Raw genomic sequence first — 23507 nt, 5'->3', positions numbered from 1 at the left:
ATGCGCGACTACGCCCAAGCCTTCGACGGATTTTCCTATGACGACGCCGTGGCACGGCAACTGCACGGCAGCCTGGAGGCAATGAACGCCTGCGTCGAATGCTGCGACCGCCACGCGCTGCCGGGCCGTATCGCGCTGTTCTGGGAAGGGCGAGACGGCAATTCGCGCAGCTGGACCTTTACCGAGCTGCAGGCACTGTCCGCGCAGTTTGCCGGCTTCCTGAAGGCGCAGGGCGTGCAGCCGGGCGACCGCGTGGCGGGCCTGCTGCCGCGCAATGCGGAACTGCTGGTGACGATTCTCGGCACCTGGCGCGCCGGCGCGGTGTACCAGCCGCTGTTCACGGCCTTCGGCCCCAAGGCCATCGAGCACCGGCTCAATGCGTCCGGCGCGAAGGTGGCGGTCACCGATGGCGCCAACCGCCCCAAGCTGGATGACGTGGATGGCTGTCCCGCCATCGTCACCGTGGCCGGCGACAAGGGCCGCGGCCTGGTGCGCGGCGACTTCAGCTTCTGGGCCGAACTGGAACGCCAGCCGGCGTCGTTCGAGCCGGTGCCGCGCCGGGGCGACGACCCCTTCCTGATGATGTTCACCTCCGGCACCACCGGCCCGGCCAAGCCGCTGCTGGTGCCGCTCAAGGCCATTGCCGCGTTTGCCGGCTATATGAGCGACGCGGTCGACCTGCGCGCGGAAGACGCTTTCTGGAACCTGGCCGATCCGGGCTGGGCCTATGGCCTGTATTACGCGGTCACGGGCCCGCTGGCGCTGGGCCATCCCACCACCTTCTACGATGGCCCGTTCACCGTGGAGAGCACATGCCGTGTGATCCGCAAGTACGGCATCACCAACCTGGCCGGCTCGCCCACGGCATACCGGCTGCTGATCGCCGCGGGCGAGGCCGTGTCAGGCCCGCTGCGCGGGCGGCTGCGCGCGGTCAGCAGCGCGGGCGAGCCGCTCAACCCGGAAGTGATCCGCTGGTTTGCCAGCGAGCTGGGTGTGACCATCCACGACCACTACGGCCAGACCGAGCTGGGCATGGTGCTGTGCAACCACCATGCGCTGGCGCATCCGGTGCGCATGGGCGCGGCCGGCTTTGCCAGCCCCGGGCACCGCGTGGTGGTGGTGGACGATGAGCAGCGCGAACTGCCGCCGGGCCGGCCGGGCACGCTGGCGCTGGACCTGAAGCGCTCGCCGATGTGCTGGTTCGGCGGCTATCACGGCACGCCCACCAGCGGGTTTGCCGGCGGCTACTACCTGACCGGCGATTCCGCCGAGCTGAATGACGACGGCAGCATCAGCTTCATAGGCCGGGCCGACGACGTCATCACCACCTCTGGCTACCGCGTGGGTCCGTTCGACGTGGAAAGCGCGCTGATCGAGCACCCGGCCGTGGTCGAGGCCGCGGTGATCGGCAAGCCCGATCCGGAGCGTACCGAACTGATCAAGGCCTTTGTCGTGCTGGACCCGCAATATCGCGCCGCGCCGGAACTGGCCGAGGCGCTGCGCCAGCACGTGCGCAAGCGCCTGGCCGCCCATGCCTACCCGCGCGAGATCGAGTTCGTCGCCGAGCTGCCCAAGACCCCCAGCGGCAAGGTCCAGCGCTTTATCCTGCGCAACCAGGAAGTGGCCCGCGCGCGCGAGGCGGCCGCTGCCTGAGGCCTGAGCCGTTCCCGGACCGCTTCCTATAATGAGGAAGCGGTTGCCAGGCCCCGGGGGTGAAGGAGCCTGCGGCGCCGCGCAAGGCGCGCCTGCAGGCAGGGGCGCGCGTCTTCCATCTCCAGACCAATCGGGCGAGGCGAACAAAATGCAGAGTAGCGAAGCGGTGCTGACGCAGGCGCGCGCAGCCTTGGCGCATGTGCCTTATCAGGGTCATGTCCTCCATCCCACCATCCAGTTGCGGCTTTCCGACGGCGCGCTGATCCTGGAAGGCGAGGTGGCCGATATCGTCGACAAGACCCGGGCCGCGGCGACGGTGCGGCGCGTGGACGGTGTAACCAGCGTGATTGATCACCTGCGCGTGGCCAATGGCGGCATGCAGGTAGGCGACGGCGAACTGCGCGACGCGGTGTGCGAGCGCCTGCTCAACGCCATCGATTTCCGCAATTGCAGGATCTGCGCGCGCGTCAAGGGCAAGCCCGAGGCCATGCGCGAAGCCGTGGGCGAACGCAGCGGCTGGATTGAAGTGGAAGTGCACGACGGCGTGGTCACGCTGTGGGGGCAGGTAATCAGCCTGTCGCACATGCGCCTGGCAGGGGTGCTGGCCTGGTGGTCGCGCGGTTGCCGCTGCGTGGTCAATGAGCTGGTGGTAGCGCCCGCCGAAGCCGACCGCGACGACGAAATCACCGAGGCACTGATGCTGGTGCTGGAGACTGATCCCTTCATCGATGCCGGCCAGGTCAGCGCGCGCACCGAGAACCGCGTGGTGACGCTGGAAGGCTGCGTCGCCAGCGAGGACACGCGGCGCCAGGCCGAGCGCGACGCATGGTACGTGCAGGGCGTTGAGAACGTGGTCAACCACATCGCCTTGCGCACCTGAGCGCGCTGCCCTGGGCGCGGTCACTCCCCGGTGCCGCGCCGTACCGCGGCATCTTCCATGCGCCAGTAGCGCCGCCGCGCCCGCAGCGCAAAGCGGGCGCGATAGTCTGACATCGACATGCCCGTGGTGCGCTGGAACAGCCGCCGGAACGCGGCGGCGTCGCTGTAGCCGCAGGCTTCGGCAATGCCCTGCGTGCCGTGCAGCGTGACTTCCAGCAGCATGCGTGCGCGCTCCACGCGCAGGGTGTGCAGGTAGTCCAGCGGGCTCAGCCCGGTGACCTGGCGGAAATGCCGCAGCAGCGTGCGTTCGCTGACCGCGGCCGCCTGGGCCACCGCGGCCAGCTTGTAGGGCTCGGACACATGATCCTGCAGCCATTGGATGGCGCGATACACCGGGCTGTCGGCGGTGCGGCTGAGCCAGCGTTGCGACACCAGCGCCGGCACGCTGCGCTGGCGCTCGGGCTGGAACAGCATCAGCCGCGACGCCGCCTGTGCCAGGTCCGGGTCGTGCAGGTGGCCCAGCACGCGCAGCATGAATTCCACCTGCAGCGCCGGCGCCACGCACGAGAACACACGCTGGTGCACGCTCATGGCCTGGTCGCTGCCCAGGTCGCAATGCGGATACTGGCGCATCATCCAGCTCTGGTACATCCACGGCGCGCCGGTCCTGGCGCCGTCGAGCAGCCCCAGCTGCAGCGGAAAGACCATCCCCGACGAACACGCCGCGATCCAGCCGCCGGCCTGCGCATGGCGTTCCACCAGGCGCAGCGCCGCGGCATCGCGCTTCACGATCTCGCCCAGCTGCAGCGCATTGCTGGCCAGCAGGGCCGGGATCACCAGCAGCGTGCGGCGGTCCGCGGCCCGTGCGCGCCGGGTGGAGGACACCAGCCCCGGCAGGTCCGCCGCCAGCGTGCGCCCGTTGCTGCCGCACAGCTGCCAGCTCAGCGTGGGCGCGGCGTCGGGCCGCTGCAGGCTGGCGACGCCGGCCACGGTGCGGAGCACGTCGAGCGTGGTGAACAGGCTGCCCGGCATGGCTTGCGGCAGCCATAGCAGGCGGACATGCAGCGGGATGTTCTGTGACGGCGGCGCGATGGCGGCGGGCATGCCTGGGGGCGTGGTCGGGTGCATGGCGCGAAGAGTTGGCAGGATGCCGTGGCGGGATCGGCATCCGGATTGGCGATATTGATCCTCCCCTAAGGTTCTGGCAAGGGCTAGCATCGTGCCGTTGTGCCGCGGCGCCGCCCGTGCGCCGGGGCATGGCACCAACAAGACCAATCCGAGGAGATTCCATGCCGTTTTCCGTTCGCCACGTTGCCGTTGCCGCCGCCCTGACGCTTGCCGGGGCCGGTACCCTGGCCAGTGCCGCCCAGCCCGATGCCGCGCTGCTGTCCGCCGCGCAGTCGGCCCAGCCCGCGCTGGTGCAGTCGCTCAAGGAGATGGTGTCGATCGAATCCGGCAGCGCCAACGCGAAGGGGCTGGCGCAGATGGCCGGCTATACCGAGAAGCGCCTGCATGCGCTGGGCGCGAAGGTTGAACGCATGCCCGTCACCAAGGGTCCGGGCACCATGGTCAAGGCCACCTTCACCGGTACCGGCAAGCGCCGCATCATGCTGATTGCCCACATGGACACGGTGTATCCGGACAACACCCTCGCCACGCAGCCCATCCGCGAGGAAGGCAACCGGCTGTACGGGCCGGGCATTGCCGACGACAAGGGCGGCATCGCCGTGATACTGCACTCGCTGGAGATCCTGAAGAACCAGGGCTGGCGCGACTATGCGCAGATCACGGTGCTGTTCAACCCGGACGAGGAGGTCGGCTCGGTCGGCTCCGGCGAAGCCATCGCCGCGCTGGCCGCGCAGCACGACGTGGTGCTGTCGTGCGAGCCGACCGCGGCCAAGGACGTGGTCAAGGCCGAGTCGCTGCTGCTGGGCGCTTCCGGCACCGCCACCGCCACGATGCAGGTCAAGGGCCGAGCATCCCACGCCGGCGCCGCGCCGGAGCGCGGCCGCAATGCGCTGATCGAACTCGCCCACCAGCTGCAGCAGACGCGCGACACCGCCAGCCTGGTGCCGGGCTCGCAGCTGAACTGGACCCAGGCGCAGGCCGGCACGGTGCGCAACCAGATCCCGGAAAGCGCTGTCGCCTACGGCGATGTGCGCACCACCGCGGCCGGCGCCGCCGAGAAGCTGAAGGTGGCGCTGCAGGACAAGGTCAAGTCCGGCCAGCTGGTGCCGGAGACGCAGACCACGGTGACGATGGAAGAGGGCCGCCCGCCGTTCGTGGCCGACGCGCGCGGCCGCGCGCTGGCCAAGCGCGCGCAGGAGATCTACGCCGAGCTGGACGGCCGCACGCTGGCCCTGGCCGAAGGCACCGGCGGCGCCACTGACGCCAGCTATGCCGCGCGCTCGGGCAAGCCCGCGGTGGTGGAAAGCTTCGGGCTGGCCGGCTTCGGCTATCACGCCCGCGACGAGTACATCGAACTGGACTCGATCGTGCCGCGCCTTTACCTGATGACCCGCATCCTGCAGGATATCGGGCGCAACTGAGCCGGCGCCGCCAGGCCTGCGTTGCCGGCGCCCGGTTGCCCCTCCCGGCAAGCCTGCTACAGTGTCATGGCTGCCCGCATGCGGCGGCCATGACAATAGAGACCAGGGGGAGACAGAGATGAACCGCAAAGGCTTGCTGGACGCGGCCACGGCACTGGAAGACCTGGCCGCCGGCCGCACCCCCGCACCCGCGCAGGTGGCCGCCGGTGCCGCCGCGCTGGAAAAAATCCACGCCGATTACCCGGCCTGGCGCGACGTGGGCGATGCCTTGTTTGGCCTGAAGGCGCTGGCCGGCGGCAGCGGCATGGCGCTGGACACCAAGGGGCGCCAGCGCGCCGGCCGGCTGGCCGATGTGGTGCGCAGCCTGCTCGACCAGATCTGAGGGGCGGTGCTCCCGGGAACCCGTTCTACAGCATCGACTCGATCGGCAGGATCGACAGGAACCAGATGCCAAGCCGGCGCCACCAGCTGGTGTTCGGCTCGGTGTCGTGGCGGATGACTTCGTCGTCGCGCCGTTCCAGCCAGTACAGCTTGCCGGTTTCATCGAGCTTGACCTGGTAGGCCGCGCGCGGCACCACGCTGGCGAAGGTGGATTCGATCCGGCCGGCCAGATCCGGGCTGTCGATGACGAAGCCCAGTTCGGTGTTGATCGTGGCCGAGCGCGGGTCGAAATTGAACGAGCCCACGAAGACCCGGGTGCCGTCGACGGCAAAGGTCTTGGCGTGCAGGCTGGAGCCCGAGCTGCCAAAGGGGCCGGCGCGCTCTTCCTTCTTGCCGGGCGCGGCCGAGCGGCGCAGCTCATACAGGTCCACGCCAGCTTCCAGCAGTGCCTTGCGCCGCTTGGCATAGCCCGAATGCACGGCGGCCACGTCGGTGGCTTCCAGCGCATTGGTCAGCACGCGCACCGCCACGCCGCGCCTGGCCATGTCGGCAAAATAGGACGTGCCGCCCGTCGATGGCACGAAGTAGGGCGAGACCAGGTCAAGCTCGCGCTGCGGGTCGCCCAGGATTTCACGCAGCTGGTGCGCCACCAGGGTGTCGCGCGATGCCTCGCCGAGCGCCTTGGCCGGGTTGTCGCTGACCATGCGCGTTCTTGCCCACTGGAAGCGCAGCGTGCCGTCCAGCATCCGCTGCACGTCAGGCAGGTCGCGCACCGCGGCCAGGTAGGCGGCGGCAGCGGGGTTCTGCTCGACTGCGCGGGCATTGCTGACCAGCGCCTGCAGCCGTTCGACGCTGACCGGCGGCACCAGCCGGTCCACCGGGTAGGCCGACGCACTGGACCAGTAGCGGTCGAAATCGTGCGCCACGTCGCCGGCCGCGGGCCCGATGGCGATCACGTCGAGGTCGGCAAACAGCACGCCATCGGCGGCGCCGAAGTATTCGTCGCCGACATTGCGCCCGCCGATGATGGTGGCGACGCCGTCGGCGGTGAAGGACTTGTTGTGCATGCGCCGGTTCAGGCGCCGGAAATCAGTCAGGAAATTGAGCGCCTTGGGGTGGCGGATCACGAACGGGTTGAATATCCGCACCTCGACCTGCGGATGCGCGTCCATGGCCGCCAGCCATTCGTCCATGCCGGCGATGCCGTTGTCGTCAAGCAGCAGGCGCACGCGCACGCCGCGGTCGGCGGCTTCATGCAACGTTTCCAGCAGCAGGGTGCCGGTCAGGTCGTCGCGCCAGATGTAGTACTGGACGTCGAGCGTGCGCTGCGCGGTGCGCGCCAGATGCACGCGCGCGGCAAAGGCAGCGTAGGCATTCTCGAGCGGATGGATGCCGCTCAGGCCCGGATGGCGCGCCACTTCGCCGGCCACCGCCTGGCCCAGCGGCGTGGCCTGGGATTCGGCGGGCGTCAGCGCAAAGGATTCGGTGCGGGGATCCAGCGGCGGCAAGGCGCAGCCGCCGAGCAGGGCCGCACAGCACAGCAGCAGCGAATTGGCACGCAGGCGGCGGTGGGGGGCGAACGCGGCGTCTGTCGGCGATGGCATGGCGGGTCCTGTCGGGCCCCTCGCGGGGTCCGATCGTTACGGCAATGCCGCCATGTTGCCATGCCGCGCGGGCCGCGGGCTTAATTACGCACCGGGAGCGGGAAGTGGTGGCGCGCCACGGGGCTCCGGCGCATCGCTCAGGCCAGGGACGATATAGAGACGGGCGTGCTCTCCTTACGCCTTGAGGCGGCGGTCCGATGGCGCTGGCAGGAACTGGTCAGTCCAGATGTCCGCCACCTTCAGCGGCGCCTTGATGCCGAAGGCGCCGACGGTTTCATCCAGCGTTGCCTGCAGCCGTGCCGGCGTGGCCGCGCCCCAGCCGTCGCGCCGGGTGTCGGGCGTCTTCATGGTGCCGTCGACGATCAGGCGCAGGCGCTCAGTCTCCAGCGCCTGGTCGGCCAGCGGCTCGCGCGCCTTGACCGCGGCACCGCCCGCGGCGGGATCGGCAATGGCGTCGAGCCAGCCGCGGGTAGAGGCCTTGACGAAGGCCTTCATCACCTCCGGATCGGATGTCATGCTCTTGCGGTTGGCCACCAGCCCGTTGCCGTAGGACTTCATGCCGTAGTCCGAGAAGCGGAACACGGTGATCTTCTCTGGCCCCATGCCGCGCGCCTTCAGGTTCACCAGGCCGGTGAAGAAGAAGTAGGCGGCGGCATCGAAGTCGCCCTTGACGAAGCGCGTGTCGCCGATATCGGGCGTGACGCTCTCCCACTTCACGCCGCCGGGGTCGAAACCCTGTGCCCTGGCGAAGACCGGGAACAGCTTGCGCGAGGCATTGAACGGCTGGCCCAGGATGGACTTGCCGGCCAGGTCCGCTGGCCTGACGATGCCGCTGCCCTTGCGCACCAGGATCGCGTTCGGATTCAGGTCATACTGGATGGCCACCGCCTTGAGCGCGGCGGACGGATTGGTGGTGTTGAATTCGATCATTGCCGCGAGGTCGGCCGAGGCGCAGTCATAGGCGCCGCCCGCGACCAGGCTGATGGCCGAGGCCGAGCCGTTGCCGGTATCGATGGTGACGTCCAGCCCGGCGTCCTTGTAGTAGCCGCGCTGGTGCGCCAGCAGGAACCCCGCGCCCGAGGCTTCCACCTTCCAGCCGAGATTGAACTTGAACTTCTGCAGCGAGCCCGCCGCGCGGACATGGGGCACCGCGAACGGGGCGGCGGCAAGCAGGGCGGTGGCGCCAGTGGCGCGCAGGAAGGAACGGCGACGCATGTCTTTCTCCGGAACGAATGTCACTGGACGATGCGTGCGCGGGCCGGTGGCGCGGGTGCGGAAGGAGAGCGTGGCCTCCCGGGACGCCGGCACCACGCCGCGCCGGCATGCGGCCAGGGCATGCGCGGGGACCGTGCACATCATCGGGAGCAATTTCCGGGCGGCGTGCCGCTGAACGCTTCTACTCCGCTGCGGTTTCAGCAGGATCCGTGCCGGGCGCTGCGCGGCGCCATGCACCAAGCCGTTGCCCGGCATGCGCCATCACGGCGCAAGCCCCGGCGCAATCGCTGCGATCCCGGTGCAAAAACCCCTGGCCCGGAACCTGCATAACCTCGGGCAAGAGTAGAAGCGTTCACCATCCGCGCGGCGCGTCGCAGACGCACGCCGGATGGCCGGGAATTGCTCTTGAAGTCCGTGCCTCTCGCCATCGCGCAGGCTGGCACAGGCGACCTCAGGAGCGCGTTGTCCCGGCGTGCGTTGCCATGGTGGTCTGCCTGTGCCGGCGAGGGGCCAATCCCTGACCCGCTTTGCACAAGGAACACCATGAGTCAACCAGACACCGCCTACGCCCTGGCCGAACTCCACCGCGAATCGCGCATGGGCGCGTTCGGTTCGGAAACCCGCCAGCGCGAGATCCGCCGCATCGACCTGTCCGACTACGCGCGGCGCAAGGCGCAGATCGCCAACGAACTGTGGCAGGCATCGGTCGACGTCGGCTTCTTCCAGATCGCCAACCACGGCATCGACCTGGCCAGCGTGCGCGAAGCCTTTGCCATGACCGAGCGCTTCTTCGCGCTGCCTGACGCCGTCAAGGCGCAATACCCGCTGCAGAAGGCCAACAACGCCGGCTGGGAAAGCCGCGCGCAGGTGCGCCCCTCGACCGGCACCCCGGACCAGAAGGAGTCCTACCAGATCACGCGCCCGCACATGGCCGGGCTGTGGCCCGGCGATGACGAACTGGAAGGCTTTCGCGCCACCATGCTTGCCTTCGAGGCGCAATGCTGGGAGGTGGGCATGAAGGTGCTGTCATGCTTCGCCGGCAAGCTCGGCTTTGCCAGCGACTTCTTCACGCAGGCGCACGATCCGCGGGCGCCGGACTACCAGAGCACGCTGCGGCTGCTGCACTACTACGCGATCCCGCCCGAACTGCGCGACAAGCTGGAGCTCTGGCGCGCCGGCGCGCATACGGATTTCGATTGCCTGACGCTGCTGTTCCAGCGCCCCGGCCAGGGCGGGCTGCAGGTCTGCCCCGGCAAGGAGATGGAGGCGCAGGCATGGACCCCGATCGAGCCGGACGAGGAAGTCATCACCTGCAATATTGGCGACATGCTGATGCGCTGGAGCGACGACCGGCTGCCGTCGAACTTCCACCGCGTGCGCAATCCCGCGCCGGATGAATACATGGGCCCGCGCTACAGCATGGCGTTCTTCTGCCAGGCCAACCGAGGTGCGATGATCGAAGGGCCGGGTGGCAAGTATCCGCCGATCAGCGCGGGGGACTACCTGCGGCAGCGGGTGAATGCGAATTTCAAGGGGTATTGAGGCACGGAAGAATTTCCATGCCGACGGTCTGCGCCCCTCTCCCGCTTGCGGGAGAGGGGCAGGGGAGAGGGCAGTGCCCCTACATCGTTGATACTCCGGCCCTCTCCCCATCCTCTCCCGCAAGCGGGAGAGGGAGTCCACCCGCAGTCGCTGGACGCGCCGGTAGTGAGCCTACGACTTACGAAGCCGCGACAACCCCGCAAGCAACCCGCCCGCCCGCATTACCGGTCGGCTGCGTCTTGTAGTCGTCCGGATCCTTGTGTACCACCACCGCGCGGCCGATCACCCCGTTGGCGCCCGTGCCAACGGTCAGGTCCGGCAGCAGCATGCTGACGCGAACGTTGCCGCTGGCGTCCGCGGTGACGTTGTTCATGTCGCCGGCATGGTGGTCAGGCATGGTCATCTGGCCGTGGGGCTTGCCGGTCGGGTTGAAGTGGCCGCCCGCGCTCATCGCGTCAGGCGCGGAGCAGTCGCCCTTCTCATGGACGTGGAAGCCGTGCACGGAGTTGGGCGGCAGGCCGGTGATCGCCGCAGTCATCATCACGCCGCCGGGCTGCTGCTGGAAGGTCACGGTGCCGCCGGTATTGCTGCCGCTCTTGGGCTGGAGCGTGGCCGCCGCCCTGGCGCTGCCGGTGGCGCTGCTGCTGGCGCTGGTGCCGGACGCGCTGGCCGCAGACGAGGAGCTCATGCCGGAGCCGGCGCAGCCGGCCAGTGCAATGGTCGCGGCGACGCAGGCCGCCAGGGGGGTAAGCACTTGTTTCATCGGACTCCTCTTCTTGTCATGATTTCGGAAGAAACAGTATAGGCTGGCCGGCGCCAGGCCGATTTCCGGTTTTGTCCTACATGCCGCACTAGACTGAGTGCACTAGTGTCCTGTTCCGTAGATACGGAACAGGACACTAGCCAATCACGCCATCAGGCTGCGGCTGCCAGCCGCTGCTGTGCCGCACCAAAGTGCGGGTGGCGCGAGAACAGGTCCGCTGCCCAGTTGACGAACACCCGCACCTTGGCCGACAGGTGCCGGTTCTGCGGATACATCGCCGAGATCGGCAGTTCTTCGGTCTGCCAGTCGGTCATGACCTCCACCAGCCGGCCGCTGGCCACATAGGGCTCGGCCATGGCGCGCGAGACCCGTGCCACGCCGTGGCCTTCCAGGGCGCAGCCCATGTAGACATCGGCATCGTTGGTGGAAATGGCCGACGGCAGCAGCACCTCGCTGCGCTCCATGCCGCGCGCCATGGGCCACGGCATCTCACGGCCGGTGCGGTTGGACAGGAAATTGACCGCCTTGTGCTGGGCCAGTTCGGCCAGGTCGTGCGGGGTGCCGAAGCGGTTCAGGTAGATCGGCGAGGCGTAGAACGCCAGTTGTACATGGCCGATGCGGCGGGCCACCATGGATTCCTCGACCGGCGTGCCCACGCGCAGCACCACGTCCACGCCTTCCTGCAGCAGGTCGATCGGCTTGCCGTTGATGGTCAGGTCCAGCTTCAGGTCCGGGTAGGCCTGGAAGAATTCGTGCAGGTGGGGCACCAGCACCAGCTGCGCCAGCCCCGCGGTGGTGTCCACCGACAGCGTGCCGCGTGGCGAGTTGTTCTGCCGCGTCAGCGACTGCTCGGCTTCCTCGACATCGGCCAGGATGCGCACGCACCGTTCGTAATAGGCCGCGCCGTCGTTGGTCACGCTGATGCGGCGCGTGGTCCGGTGCAGCAGCTTGACGCCCAGGTGGGTTTCCAGGTTCTGGATCAGGCGGGTCAGCGTGGCCTTGGGCAAGTCCATCGATTCCGCGGCGCGCGCAAAGCTGCCGACGTCCACGACCCGGGTGAATGCCTGCATTGATACGAGACGGTCCATGATGAGGTTCCGACGATAGATCCGAACGGCGTGCCGCGCGCGCTCGTGACGCACGTGGCCATGCTGGTTGTTGTTGTGGGGAGTCTGCCGGCTGGCTGGTACAGGGACTGCGCGCTGGCTGGGCGCGGGTTCCGGCATGGATTTCTGATCGGGCGCGCACCGGCCTGGCAGACCGCCGCGCGTGCCGAGAGCCGCAGTGAATCACAAAATCCAAGACCTTGTCATGCGTGGGGATATGCGGTTTCAGTGGCATGACGGGGCGGTTTGCGATTATTCCAATCCCGGAACAGTGCATTGGCGATCTCTCGCTTTATCCCATCCTCGTCAATCACCATAATCCGTTGCATCGCAACACTCAAGCGCATTGTTTCCGCCGTGCGCCAACGCCATGTCCGAGAAGCCAGGCCAACGCCCTGATGCAGCCAGCGCCGCCTCTGCCCCCACGGCAGCCGGGCAGGGGCAGGTGCGCGTGGCCGAGCATACGGTGACCAGTGACGGGCGCGAGATCCTGGTTCGGGTGTGCTACCCGGCGGGCTATCCGGCGCCGGGCGCCGAGGGCGCCGCGCTGCTGCCCTGGCTGGTGTACCTGCATGCCGGCGGCTTCGTCGAAGGCGGCCTGGAACACGCATGCCATCTGGTGCAGGACCTGGCCACCACGGTGCCGGCGGTGGTGGTAACGCCGGCGTATTCGCTGGCGCCGGACCATCCGTTCCCGGCGGCGCCGGAGGACGCGCACAGCACGGTGCAGTGGGTGCTGCGCAATGCCCGGCGGCTGAAGCTGGACAAGACCCGCTTTGCGCTGGTGGGCGAGGAGGCCGGGGGCAACCTGGCGATCGCGCTGGCGCAGATGCTGCGCGACCGCGGCACCGCGCAACCGCGCGGGCAATGGCTGATCCGCCCGGTGACGGACCCGTGCCTGCAGCATGCGTCCTGCGCGGGGTTCGACGGCGGGCAGGTGCCGATGGACACCCTGCGGCGCCTGGCCGACAACTATCGCGACTACCTGCCGACGCCGGCGGATACGGTGCATCCGTATGCCGCCCCGGCGCTGGCCTCGCGCCTGGCCGGGCTGCCGCCCACGCTGGTCCAGGTGGCTGAATACGACGCGCTGCGTGCCGAAGGCGAAGCCTTCGCCGGGCGCCTGGCCAAGGCCGGTGTGCCGGCCCAGGCCATGATCATGCCCGGCGCCTGCGGCGACGGCGTGGAAGAGGCCCATGACAGCTGTCAGGCATGGGTCGACGAAGGTGCGCGGTTCCTGCGGCGATGTCTGGCCGCGGCCGACGATACCTCATCCCTGACTGAACGCCGCGCTGACGCCAACGCCAGCCGGCCTGGAGTCAAGCCCGCCGGCTGAGCCGCTCCAGACAACCGCCAGCCGGCTCTGTTTCGGCCAGAGCCAGGACCGCCGCGACACGCAAGCGGTCCTAAGTCCGACCATCAGTTTGGCCATGGTTCCGGTCCGCCCACGCGCACCGGCAGGCGGCGTTCGGCCATTTGCTTTTCCGGTTGAAGAAAACCCGATCCAGGAGTTTGAGAAATGCAGCAGCAGAAACGACGTACTTTGATTGCCCTCGCCATCGTCGTGGTGCTGGGCGCCGGCGTGGCCGGCTCGATCTTGCGCCCGTGGCATGGCGGCGAAGCCCATGCCAACACCCCGCCGCCCGCGCCGGCGATTGAAGTGGCCGCCGTGGTCGGCCAGACCATCACCGAGTGGGATGAGTTCTCCGGACGGGTCGAGGCCGTGGAGCGCGTCGAGATCCGCCCGCGTGTCGGCGGCACCATTGACGCCGTGCACTTCCGCGAGGGCGCGCTGGTGAAGAAGGGCGACCCGCTCTTCACGATTGACCCGCGTCCTTATGCCGCGGAAGTCGCCCGTGCCGACGCCGCGCTGGGCGCGGCGCAGGTGCGCGCCGCCCATGCGCAGAGCGAACAGACGCGCGCCCAGCGGCTGCTGGACGACAACGCGATCTCGAAGCGCGAGTTCGACGAGCGCATCAACGCGGCCCGCGAAACCAGTGCCAACGTGCGGGCTGCCCAGGCGCAGCTGGAAACCGCACGCCTGAACCTGGCCTACACCCGCATCACCGCGCCGGTCGCCGGGCGCGTGTCGCGCGCCGAGATCACCGTCGGCAACCTGGTGGCTGCGGGCACGGGCTCGCCGGCCCTGACCACGGTGGTGTCGGTGTCGCCGATCTATGCAAGTTTCGAGATCGACGAGCAGAGCTACCTGCGCTACACCGCGCCGGGTGCCGGCGGTGGCCAGCCCAACCTGCCGGTCTACCTGGGCCTGGCCAACGAGGACGGCAATCCGCATGAGGGCAAGATCCAGTCGGTCGACAACCGCCTGGACCCGCGCAGCGGCACCATCCGCGTGCGCGCGGTGTTCCAGAACGAAGACGGGCGCCTGCTGCCGGGACTGTACGCCAAGGTCAAGCTGGGCGGCGGCGCGCCGCATGCGGCGGTGCTGGTCAATGACCGCGCCATCGGCACCGACCAGGGCAAGAAGTTCGTGCTGGTGGTCGACAAGACCAACAAGCTGGTCTACCGCGAAGTGGAACTGGGGCCTAACCATGACGGCCTGCGCGTGGTGCGCAAGGGCCTGAAGCCGGGCGAGACCATCGTCGTCAATGGCCTGCAGCGCGTGCGGCCGGGCGACACGGTCCAGCCCAAGCCGGTGGCGATGGCCTTCCGCAGCGAACTGGAACCACGCGGCACTACGCCTGACCGCAAGCAGGCTGCGAGCGAGAAGGGCGAAGCCGACGTGAAGCCGGTGAGCTGAGTCATGCGAGCCGATGGTTTGCTCCCCTCTCCCGCTGAGGGGAGAGGGAGCCGGCCTGAGCGATGTTTGATTCCGTCGCTTATGGTAACCACGTGAACCCGCACACCCAGCGCCCCTAGTTTTTTTCGCTCCCAAAGCAGTTGATGGTGCCCGCCATGGCGGGCCGCCAGGGGAGCGTTTTTGCAGAGACCAAGATGAATCTCTCTAAATTTTTTATCGACCGCCCCATCTTCGCGGGGGTGCTGTCGGTGCTGATCTTCCTGATTGGCGCCATATCGATGTTCAAGCTACCGATCTCGGAGTACCCGGAAGTGGTGCCGCCGTCGGTGGTCGTGCGCGCGCAGTTTCCGGGCGCCAACCCCAAGGTGATTGCCGAGACCGTCGCTTCGCCGCTGGAAGAGCAGATCAACGGCGTCGAAGACATGCTGTACATGTCTTCGCAGTCCAACAGCGACGGCCTGCTCACGCTGACCGTGACCTTCAAGCTGGGCACCGACCCGGACAAGGCCCAGCAGCTGGTGCAGAACCGCGTCTCGCAGGCCGAGCCGCGCCTGCCGGAAGACGTGCGCCGGCTGGGCATCACCACGGTCAAGAGCTCGCCGGACCTGACCATGGTGGTCCACCTGGTCTCGCCCAACGACCGCTATGACATGACCTACCTGCGCAACTACGCGGTGATCAACGTCAAGGACCGGCTGGCGCGCCTGCAGGGCGTGGGCCAGGTGCAGCTGTTCGGCTCGGGCGACTACGCCATGCGCGTCTGGCTCAATCCGGAGAAGATGGCCGAGCGCCAGCTCGCCACCAGCGACGTGGTCAGAGCCATCCGCGAGCAGAACGTGCAGGTGGCGGCCGGCGTGATCGGCCAGTCGCCGGCGCTGCCGGGCGCGGACCTGCAGCTGTCGGTCAATGCGCAGGGCCGCCTGAGCACGGTGGAGGAGTTCGGCGATATCGTCGTGCGCACTTCCGCAGACGGTGCCGTCACGTACCTGAAGGACGTTGCCCGCATCGAGCTGGGCGCGTCTGAGTACGCACTGCGCTCGCTGCTGGACAACAAGCCGGCGGTGGCCATTCCCATCTTCCAGGCGCCGGGCTCCAACGCCATCCAGATCTCGGATGACGTGCGCAAGACCATGGAAGAGCTCAAGCAGAACTTCCCGGACGGCATCGACTACAGCATCGTCTATGACCCCACGCAGTTCGTGCGCCACTCCATCGAGGCGGTGACGCATACGCTGTTCGAGGCCATCGCGCTGGTGGTGCTGGTGGTGATCCTGTTCCTGCAGACCTGGCGCGCGTCGATCATCCCGCTGCTGGCGGTGCCGGTGTCGATCGTCGGTACCTTCGGGCTGATGCATGCGTTCGGCTTCTCGATCAACGCGCTGTCGCTGTTCGGGCTGGTGCTGGCCATCGGTATCGTGGTCGATGATGCGATCGTGGTGGTGGAAAACGTCGAGCGCAATATCGAAGAGGGGCTGACGCCGAAGGAGGCCACCTACAAGGCCATGCGCGAAGTCAGCGGCCCCATCATCGCCATCGCGCTGACGCTGATCGCCGTGTTCGTGCCGCTGGCCTTCATGACGGGCCTGACCGGCCAGTTCTACAAGCAGTTCGCGCTGACCATCTCGATCTCGACCATCATCTCGGCGTTCAACTCGCTGACGCTGTCGCCGGCGCTGTCGGCACTGCTGCTCAGGAGCCATGACGCGCCCAAGGACTGGTTGTCGCGCTGGATGGACCGCGTGTTCGGCGGTTTCTTCAAGCGCTTCAACCGCTTCTTCGGCCGCAGCGCTGAAAGCTATGGCCGTGGGGTGAAGGGCGTGATCCGCCGCAAGGGCTCGGTATTCGGGGTCTACGCGGTGATGCTGGCGCTGACCTGGGGCGTGTTCCAGCTGGTGCCCAAGGGCTTTGTGCCGGCGCAGGACAAGCAGTACCTGGTGGGCTTTGCCAAGCTGCCGGACGGCGCCACGCTGGACCGCACCGAGGACGTGATCCGCAAGATGAGCGATATCGCGCTCAAGCATCCGGGCGTGGAATCGGCGGTGGCCTTCCCGGGCCTGTCGATCAACGGCTTCACCAACAGCCCCAGCGCCGGCATCGTCTTCGCCACGCTCAAGCCGTTCGAGGAGCGCAAGACCAAGGAGCTGTCCGGCGCGGCGATCGCGGCCGACCTGAACCAGAAGTACGCGGCCGTTCAGGATGCCTTTATCGCGGTGTTCCCGCCGCCGCCAGTGCAGGGCCTGGGCACCATCGGCGGTTTCAAGCTGATGATCGAGGATCGTGCGGCGCTGGGCTATGACGCGCTGTTCGAGGCCACCAACGCGTTTGCCAACAAGGCGCGCGCCACGCCCGAGCTGACCGGCATCTTCAGCAACTACCAGGTCAACGTGCCGCAGCTCGACGTCAGGCTGGACCGCGTCAAGGCCAAGCAGCTGGGCGTGCCGGTGACCGAGGTGTTCGACACGCTGCAGACCTACCTGGGCTCGGCCTATGTCAACGACTTCAACAAGTTCGGCCGGACCTACCAGGTCAAGGTGCAGGCAGACGCGCCGTTCCGCGCCCATGCCGAGGACATCCTGCAGCTGAAGACGCGCAACGCCGCCGGCGACATGGTGCCGCTGTCGTCGCTGGTGCAGGTCAGGCAGGGCTTTGGTCCGGACAGCGTGGTGCGCTACAACGGCTTTACCGCCGCCGACATGAACGGCGGGCCCGCGCCCGGGTTCTCGTCGGGCCAGGCCCAGGCCGCGGCCGAGCGCATTGCCGCCGAGACCCTGCCCAAGGGCATGAAGTTCGAATGGACCGAGCTGACCTACCAGGACATCCTGGCCGGCAATGCGGGGGTGTGGATCTTCCCGCTGTGCGTGCTGCTGGTGTTCCTGGTGCTGGCTGCCCAGTACGAAAGCCTGACGCTGCCGCTGGCGGTGATCCTGATCGTGCCGATGAGCCTGCTGGCGGCGATGACCGGGGTGTGGCTGACGCAGGGCGACAACAACATCTTCACGCAGATCGGCTTCATCGTGCTGGTGGGCTTGTCAGCGAAGAACGCGATCCTGATCGTGGAGTTTGCGCGCGAACTGGAGCATCACGGCCGCACCGTGGTGCAGGCCGCGATCGAAGCCAGCCGCCTGCGCCTGCGCCCGATCCTGATGACCTCGTTCGCTTTCATCATGGGCGTGGTGCCGCTGGTGATCTCCACCGGCGCCGGCTCCGAGATGCGCCATGCCATGGGCGTGGCAGTGTTCGCGGGCATGCTCGGCGTGACCTTCTTCGGGCTGTTCCTGACGCCGGTGTTCTATGTGGCGCTGCGCCTGCTGGCCACGCGCGGCCAGCGCCGCGCGGCCACGCAAGAGCAGGGCGCGCAACTGACGGCATCGGCTGAATAATGGTGATCAACATGAATGCCCCTGCATTTTCGACAACAAATTGGCTGCCTAAGCTGGCGACCCTGGCGGCAGCGCTGATCCTTGCGGGCTGCTCGCTGGCCCCGACCTACAAGGTGCCCGAAACGGCCACCGTGCCGGCCTTCAAGGAGGCCGAGGCCGCCCAGGCCGAAGGCGCGCAATGGAAGACCGCGACGCCGGCCGAAGGCCAGCATCGCGGCGACTGGTGGAAGATCTTTGGCGATGCCGAACTGGACCGCCTGATCGACGCGGCTGGCAGCTCCAACCAGGATCTGGCGATTGCCGCTGCCCGCCTGAAGCAGGCGCGGGCCTTCACGGGTGCCACTGAGGCGGACCTGTACCCGCAACTGAGCGTGGGGCTGGACCCGACACGCGCGCAGCCGTCGGCGGCCTCGCAAGGCTTGCCTGACGGCACGCGGGTGCCGCCGCAGACGGTGCTGAAGGCGCGCGCGTTCGCCAGCTATGAGCTCGACCTGTTCGGCCGCGTCGCGTCCAGCGTCAACGCCGCCCGGGCTGAAGGCGAGGCCGCGGAGGACCTGTACCGCTCGGTGCAGCTGGCGCTGCAGGCCGACGTGGCGCAGGCGTACTTCGCGCTGCGCACGCTGGACAGCGAGCGCGACCTGCTCAATGCCACCATCAAACTGCGCGAGGATGCGCTGTCATTGCTGAAGAAGCGCTATGACGCCGGCGAGACCACCGACCTGGATCCCGCCCGTGCCGAAGCTGAACTCGGCACCGCGCGCGCGGACCTGGCCGGCATCGAACGCCGCCGCGCCAACCAGGAGCATGCGCTGGCGGTGCTGACCGGCGTGCCGCCGGCGGCATTCTCGCTGCCGGCGCGCCCGTTCGACGCGGCGCCGATCGCGATTCCCGCCGGGTTGCCGTCCGAGCTGCTGGAGCGCCGCCCCGACATCGCCGCGGCGGAACGCCAGATGGCCGCGGCCAACGCGCGCATCGGCGTGGCCAAGGCGGCGTTCTTCCCGCGCATCACGCTGACGGGGCTGTTCGGCTTTGAATCGGCGGACCTGTCGAACCTGTTCAAGTGGTCGTCGCGCACCTGGGCGCTGGGGCCGCTGATCGGCTCCACCATCGCACAGACCGTGTTCGATGGCGGCCGCAACAGCGCCAACCTCGCCGGTGCCCGTGCCGCGCACGAGGAATCCGTGGCCGGCTACCGGCAGACCGTGCTGGTGGCGTTCCGCGAGGTGGAAGACAGCCTGGCGGACGTGCGCTGGCTCAGCCAGCAGGCCGGCGCGCTGGACGGCGCACTTGGCGGCGCCCGGCGCGCGGCGCGGATCTCGCGTAGCCGCTACGATGCCGGCGCGGTCGATTACCTGACGGTGATCGATGCCGACCGTACCGTGCTGCAGTCGCAGCGCGAGGCCAACCAGGTGGCCGGCCTGCGCGCCGCGGCAACGGTGTCGCTGATCCGCCGGCTGGGCGGCGGCTGGGGCCCGCTGCCGGAGACGGTGGCGGCCGTGCCGGCGCCGGCGGCCGAGGGCGCGCCGGCATCCCAGGCCCGCTAAGCAGCGCGGGACTGGCGCGATGCTTCCCAGTCACTACACTGGAAGCATCGCGCCATGCGTACAGGATGCACGGGGGCGCCCCGGATGCATCCTGTCCCGCCGCCATGCTTGTTCGACACAGGAAACCGTTCTGGGGACTGATCTTCGCCGCGATCACCGTAGGCATGCTGCTGGCGCCGCTGCCATGGTCCGACCGCACCGCCATCCATGACGAGGTGGTGATTGCGCGCCCGCCAGCGCAGGTGTTCGACTACGTGTCCACGCCGCTGCACTGGCCCAAGTGGCATCCGGCCTCGCTCGGCGTGGCGGGAGCGACCGACCATCCGCTGGGGCAGGGCGAGCGCGTGACCGAGACCTTCATGGTGGCGCAGCGCGGTGGCGCGGTGGTCTGGACCGTCATCGAAAGCCAGCGGCCGCGCACATGGTCGATCGAAGGCGTGGCCGAAGGGCGCAGGGTCGGCACCATCACCTACCGGCTTACGCCCGCCATGACGCCGTCGCTGACCCCGTCGGCCGAACGCACGCGCATTGAGCGGGAATTCCGCTACCGGTCGCCTACGCTGCTCTTTGCCCTGATCAACCGCCTGACGCTGCGCGAGCGCGTCCAGGCCGAGTCCACCGAAGCCGTGCGCCGGCTCAAGGCGCTGCTGGAGACGCAGCCGCCATAGCGCGCGGCGACGCCTTGCGTGGGACACCGATCCGGCCTAAGTTGGAGCCATCCCTCAGTGCGTCCAGCGAGGCCCGTATGCCGTTCCAGCTGCAATCGACCGCATTCGCCCCGGGTGGCGAGATTCCCGCAGAGCACACCTGCGAAGGCGCCGATATTTCCCCGCCGCTTGCCTGGACCGGCCTGCCGCCCGGCACGGCCAGCCTGGCGCTGATCGTCGACGACCCCGACGCACCCGACCCCGCCGCGCCGAAAATGACCTGGGTCCACTGGCTGCTCTATAACCTGCCGTCCCATGCCGAGGCGCTGCCGGCGGATATCGGCAAGGCCGGGCTGCCCGCGGGCACGCGCGACGGGCTGAACGACTGGCACCGCGCTGGTTATGGCGGCCCGTGTCCGCCGATCGGCCGGCACCGCTACTTCTTCAAGCTGTATGCGCTGGACGTGGCGTTGCCGGACCTGGGGATGCCTGACAAGGAGGCGCTGGAGCGGGCGATGCGGGGCCATATCCTGGCCACCGCAGAGTTGATCGGCACTTACCAGAAGCTGCAGCGCTAGGCGCGGTGCGGCCGGAGGCTACGTCATGTCGTACCGAATGCTCCGCCTTGATGTTCGTTGGCCGTGGTGGCGGCTGGCGGCGGCCGGGGCGCTGTCACTGCTGGCCGTGGCCGGCCCGCTGCGTGCCCAGCCGCATGAATCCGGCCCGATCACCATCGGCGGTTCGGCGCAGGTGCAGGGGCCGCTGACGGTGCACGGCAAGCTGGTTGTCGCCGGCCACGTCTATGCCAGCGGCCCGCTCACCGCCGCGTATTTCACCGGGCCAGCCACCGCACGGGGGCTGCCGTACGGCGGCGGCTATCTCAAGGTCTTCAACGGCCCGGTGACGGTGCATGGCGACATGGTGGTCAGGGGCGACCTGAGCGTGGCCGGCCCGCTGACCGTGGACGGCCCCATTGCCGCCAGCGGCGGCATCGATGCCGACGGGCCCATGCGCGAGCGCGAATACGGGCGCTGACAGCGCGCACCGGCGCCACGCAATGCCGGCATTGCCTGCCGGTGTTGCACAATACCGGCTTTGCAATTCTTGCATCGACCGGGGACACCGCATGGCAAAGCAGGGCGCAATGGGGCTGAGAGGTATCGCATTGTTCGAGGCCGCCAAGGGCTTGCTGGTGATCGTGGCCGGCCTGGGCCTGGCCGCACTGCTGCACCGCGACGCCCAGGCGCTCGCGGAAGCCATCATCCAGCGCCTGCATGTCAATCCGGCCAGCCGCTATCCCACCATCTTCCTGTCTTTGCTTGCGCATCCCGACAACGCCCGCCTGTGGGCAATCGGCGGCTCTGCCGTGGTCTATACGCTGATGCGCTTTGCCGAAGCATACGGGCTCTGGCGCGGGCTTGCATGGGGCAACTGGATCGGGGTGTGGTCCGGCGGCATCTACATTCCGCTGGAACTGTACGAGGCCCTGGTCCACCCCAGCTGGCTGCATGGCACGCTGGCGGCAGCCAACCTGCTGGTGGTGCTTTACCTGGCGCGGGGGCTGCTGGCGAAGTCGACCACCAGGGGGTCGTGATCCGATGAACGGTAGGGGCCGGGCGCGTAGTGGCCCGGCACCGCAGGCGCACCCGGCGCCGGGGCGTAGGAGAAGGCCGGAGGCTCGTCGGCATTGATATGCCAGGCATGCACGGCCATGACATGGCGGGCCGCGGCGGCATCGGCAAGCACATGATCGAGATAGCCCGCCTGGCCGTTGTAGACGTAGCTGTACGCCGGCTTCCCGGCGAATTCCGCGACCATGTCGGCATAGCCGCGGTGCGCCAGCACGCGCACGGGGTCTTCCATGGCATAGCTGTTCAGGTCGCCGATCACCAGCACGCCCGCGCCGGCCACGCCCGTCGGCGTTGTGCCCAGCCATTCGGCCAGCGCCTGGGCTGCCTGCACGCGCGCGGGATTCCAGCAACCCTGGCCATCACCCTGGTCGGCTTGCGCGCCGGTGGCCTCGGTGCACGTCTTGGACTTGAAATGATTGACCACGACCGTGACCGGCGTGCCGCCAGCCGCCGCGCGGAAGGTGCCGGCCAGCGGCTGGCGGCTGCGCTCGCCCAGCCAGGTGGTGGCCGCGCGCCCGGCGGGCACGGCGGTGCGGGCGTTGTACAGCAGGCCGACAGCGATGGCATCGCTGCCAAGCGCCGGCGTGCCGGGATCGAGCACGCGCCAGTCCGGCCCCAGCCGCGTGGCCAGCTGGCGGATCGCGCTGTACTGGCCGTAGCCGTCGTTTTCTACCTCCATCACGCCGATCACGTCCGCATCCAGTCCCCGCAGCGCGGCGAGCAGCCTGGCTTCCTGGCGTGCCAGCGCCGCGGCGTCCTGCGCGCCGCGGTTGCCGGGGGCATCGAAACCGCCGCCCTGGCCGTCACCATTGAAGTAGTTCTGCAGGTTGAAGGCGGCCACGCGCAGCGTGGTGGCCGGATGCCGCGGCGGGGCACCGCGGCGCGGGTTGGTGGCCTGGAATACCGGCGCGCTCGCTCCGGGCACCGGCTGCAGGCGCCACTGCCCGTGGCGTTTTTCCAGCACCCCCTGCACGCCGCTGACCGTGTCTCCGGCACGCACCGGGTGGTCCGCGGCCAGGCGCGGTGGCGGGTAGGGCACCACGGCGGGATACTGCCGCGTCGAGCCATCGTCAAGCAACAGCCGGTTGCGGGCGTTGGCGGCGGCGGCTTGCCGCGCGGCCGTTCCCGGCAGTGCCTGTTGCGTCGGCGCGATGGGCCGGCCGTCGCTCAGCGCCAGAGTGCCATAGCGACCAAGCTCATGGGTATCGGCAACCGTCAGCGTCTGGGGCAGGCGCACCAGCATGCCTTCACGCGCGGCAAGATCGGATTCGCCCGCGACCGGCAAGGCCAGCGTCTGCGGCGTCACCGCCATGCTGCGTGCGCACACCGCCAGCGCACCGGACAGCACCAGCTGCGTCTGCCCGAATTTCTCTTCGACCCTTCCGGACACGCGCACCATGTCGCCGGCGCGCGCCGTGGTGCGTGGCGCATAAACAAACAGGCCTTCCGACACGCCGGGCCGGTGCAGGCGTTGCGCGTCCGCGGTCTGCAGGAAGAAGCCGCGCAGGCTGCCATCGCCGCTGAAGGCCGCGGTGACGACTGCCTCTACCTCCACCACGCTGCCCGCGAGCGGCGACGCCGCCGCGGCACCCTGGATCTCGGCGATCGACGTCGCCGGCGTGCCGCATGGTTGCGATGCAGCATGCGCGCCCGCCAGGCAGGTCAAGGCGAGGGCGGGCAAGACGGCCCGGGCGAGGTGGCGCTTGCGCAGGGACATTCGCATGGTGTTATCGGCAGGTAGTGGCAGGGTGGACGATGCTAACCGCCGCGTGTAACGGAATGCTTGCAGCAGGCATGTGGCCCCGCGATCGTGCTAAGGTAGCAGACACCCGCCGGTGCCCCGGCATCTACT

The 23507-nt window shown here is 68.6% G+C and carries 19 protein-coding genes; 13 read left to right on the top strand and 6 right to left on the bottom strand.

Annotated features, from left to right (window positions below; genetic code table 11):
- Together AC1Q6V_RS13545 and AC1Q6V_RS13540 are read left to right on the top strand one after the other, a co-directional pair.
- A complete protein-coding gene (locus tag AC1Q6V_RS13545; RefSeq protein ID WP_454750188.1) occupies positions 1–1653 on the top strand; it encodes an AMP-binding protein in 1653 nt (550 codons plus the stop codon).
- A gap of 148 nt (positions 1654–1801) precedes the next feature.
- A complete protein-coding gene (locus AC1Q6V_RS13540) occupies positions 1802–2533 on the top strand; it encodes a BON domain-containing protein (RefSeq protein WP_010812447.1) in 732 nt (243 codons plus the stop codon).
- Positions 2534–2553: 20 nt separating this feature from the next.
- Here AC1Q6V_RS13540 and AC1Q6V_RS13535 read toward each other — a convergent pair whose 3' ends face one another.
- Positions 2554–3636 (bottom strand): GlxA family transcriptional regulator, encoded by a 1083-nt coding sequence (locus AC1Q6V_RS13535; RefSeq protein ID WP_010812448.1) that lies wholly within the window; start codon positions 3634–3636, stop codon positions 2554–2556.
- 185 nt (positions 3637–3821) lie between these two features.
- Here AC1Q6V_RS13535 and AC1Q6V_RS13530 point away from each other — a divergent pair, with 185 nt between their 5' ends.
- Entirely contained in the window at positions 3822–5081 is a 1260-nt protein-coding gene (locus AC1Q6V_RS13530) for a M20/M25/M40 family metallo-hydrolase (RefSeq protein WP_439672645.1), read from the top strand.
- A gap of 118 nt (positions 5082–5199) precedes the next feature.
- A complete protein-coding gene (locus AC1Q6V_RS13525) occupies positions 5200–5463 on the top strand; it encodes a hypothetical protein (RefSeq protein WP_010812450.1) in 264 nt (87 codons plus the stop codon).
- A gap of 25 nt (positions 5464–5488) precedes the next feature.
- Here AC1Q6V_RS13525 and AC1Q6V_RS13520 read toward each other — a convergent pair whose 3' ends face one another.
- Both AC1Q6V_RS13520 and AC1Q6V_RS13515 read right to left on the bottom strand, forming a co-directional pair.
- Entirely contained in the window at positions 5489–7066 is a 1578-nt protein-coding gene (locus AC1Q6V_RS13520) for a phospholipase D family protein (protein ID WP_454750187.1), read from the bottom strand.
- A 174-nt stretch (positions 7067–7240) separates the two neighbouring features.
- Positions 7241–8281, bottom strand: a complete 1041-nt coding sequence (locus AC1Q6V_RS13515) for an ABC transporter substrate-binding protein (protein ID WP_070940808.1) — start codon at positions 8279–8281, stop codon at positions 7241–7243.
- Between the two features lie 543 nt (positions 8282–8824).
- On the opposite strand from AC1Q6V_RS13515, the gene AC1Q6V_RS13510 reads away from it, so the two are divergent.
- Positions 8825–9823: an isopenicillin N synthase family dioxygenase gene (locus tag AC1Q6V_RS13510; RefSeq protein ID WP_454750186.1), complete on the top strand. Its 999-nt coding sequence runs from the start codon at positions 8825–8827 to the stop codon at positions 9821–9823.
- Between the two features lie 178 nt (positions 9824–10001).
- Here the strand turns inward: AC1Q6V_RS13510 and AC1Q6V_RS13505 are convergent, their stop codons facing one another.
- Both AC1Q6V_RS13505 and AC1Q6V_RS13500 read right to left on the bottom strand, forming a co-directional pair.
- Positions 10002–10586 carry a superoxide dismutase family protein gene (locus AC1Q6V_RS13505; protein WP_454750185.1) on the bottom strand — a complete coding sequence of 195 codons (585 nt, stop codon included), beginning with the start codon at positions 10584–10586 and terminating at the stop codon, positions 10002–10004.
- A 152-nt stretch (positions 10587–10738) separates the two neighbouring features.
- Positions 10739–11674, bottom strand: a complete 936-nt coding sequence (locus AC1Q6V_RS13500) for a LysR family transcriptional regulator (protein ID WP_011617016.1) — start codon at positions 11672–11674, stop codon at positions 10739–10741.
- A 388-nt stretch (positions 11675–12062) separates the two neighbouring features.
- Between AC1Q6V_RS13500 and AC1Q6V_RS13495 the strand changes: the two genes are divergently transcribed.
- The 8 genes from AC1Q6V_RS13495 (at position 12063) to AC1Q6V_RS13460 (ending at position 21618) form a co-directional block, all read left to right on the top strand.
- The gene (locus AC1Q6V_RS13495; RefSeq protein ID WP_454750184.1) at positions 12063–13028 is read left to right on the top strand and encodes an alpha/beta hydrolase; all 966 of its coding nucleotides are present in this window, start codon (positions 12063–12065) and stop codon (positions 13026–13028) included.
- 183 nt (positions 13029–13211) lie between these two features.
- Entirely contained in the window at positions 13212–14453 is a 1242-nt protein-coding gene (locus tag AC1Q6V_RS13490) for an efflux RND transporter periplasmic adaptor subunit (RefSeq protein WP_011617018.1), read from the top strand.
- A gap of 194 nt (positions 14454–14647) precedes the next feature.
- Positions 14648–17833 carry an efflux RND transporter permease subunit gene (locus AC1Q6V_RS13485; RefSeq protein ID WP_037025560.1) on the top strand — a complete coding sequence of 1062 codons (3186 nt, stop codon included), beginning with the start codon at positions 14648–14650 and terminating at the stop codon, positions 17831–17833.
- Between the two features lie 11 nt (positions 17834–17844).
- The gene (locus tag AC1Q6V_RS13480) at positions 17845–19377 is read left to right on the top strand and encodes an efflux transporter outer membrane subunit (RefSeq protein WP_037025558.1); all 1533 of its coding nucleotides are present in this window, start codon (positions 17845–17847) and stop codon (positions 19375–19377) included.
- Positions 19378–19481: 104 nt separating this feature from the next.
- Positions 19482–20045: an SRPBCC family protein gene (locus AC1Q6V_RS13475; RefSeq protein ID WP_010812460.1), complete on the top strand. Its 564-nt coding sequence runs from the start codon at positions 19482–19484 to the stop codon at positions 20043–20045.
- A gap of 77 nt (positions 20046–20122) precedes the next feature.
- Positions 20123–20602 carry a YbhB/YbcL family Raf kinase inhibitor-like protein gene (locus AC1Q6V_RS13470; RefSeq protein WP_010812461.1) on the top strand — a complete coding sequence of 160 codons (480 nt, stop codon included), beginning with the start codon at positions 20123–20125 and terminating at the stop codon, positions 20600–20602.
- A 25-nt stretch (positions 20603–20627) separates the two neighbouring features.
- Positions 20628–21059: a hypothetical protein gene (locus AC1Q6V_RS13465; RefSeq protein ID WP_011617020.1), complete on the top strand. Its 432-nt coding sequence runs from the start codon at positions 20628–20630 to the stop codon at positions 21057–21059.
- A gap of 91 nt (positions 21060–21150) precedes the next feature.
- Complete coding sequence (locus AC1Q6V_RS13460; RefSeq protein WP_011617021.1) at positions 21151–21618, top strand: DUF2127 domain-containing protein; 468 nt, start codon at positions 21151–21153, stop codon at positions 21616–21618.
- Here AC1Q6V_RS13460 and AC1Q6V_RS13455 read toward each other — a convergent pair.
- Entirely contained in the window at positions 21570–23378 is a 1809-nt protein-coding gene (locus AC1Q6V_RS13455) for an ExeM/NucH family extracellular endonuclease (RefSeq protein ID WP_058697031.1), read from the bottom strand. The two genes, AC1Q6V_RS13460 and AC1Q6V_RS13455, sit on opposite strands and share 49 nt — an antisense overlap.
- Positions 23379–23507: the final 129 nt, after the last annotated feature.

The organism is Cupriavidus sp. GW823-FHT07B10, from assembly GCF_058794355.1.
This window is presented reverse-complemented; position numbering and strand designations above follow the sequence as displayed.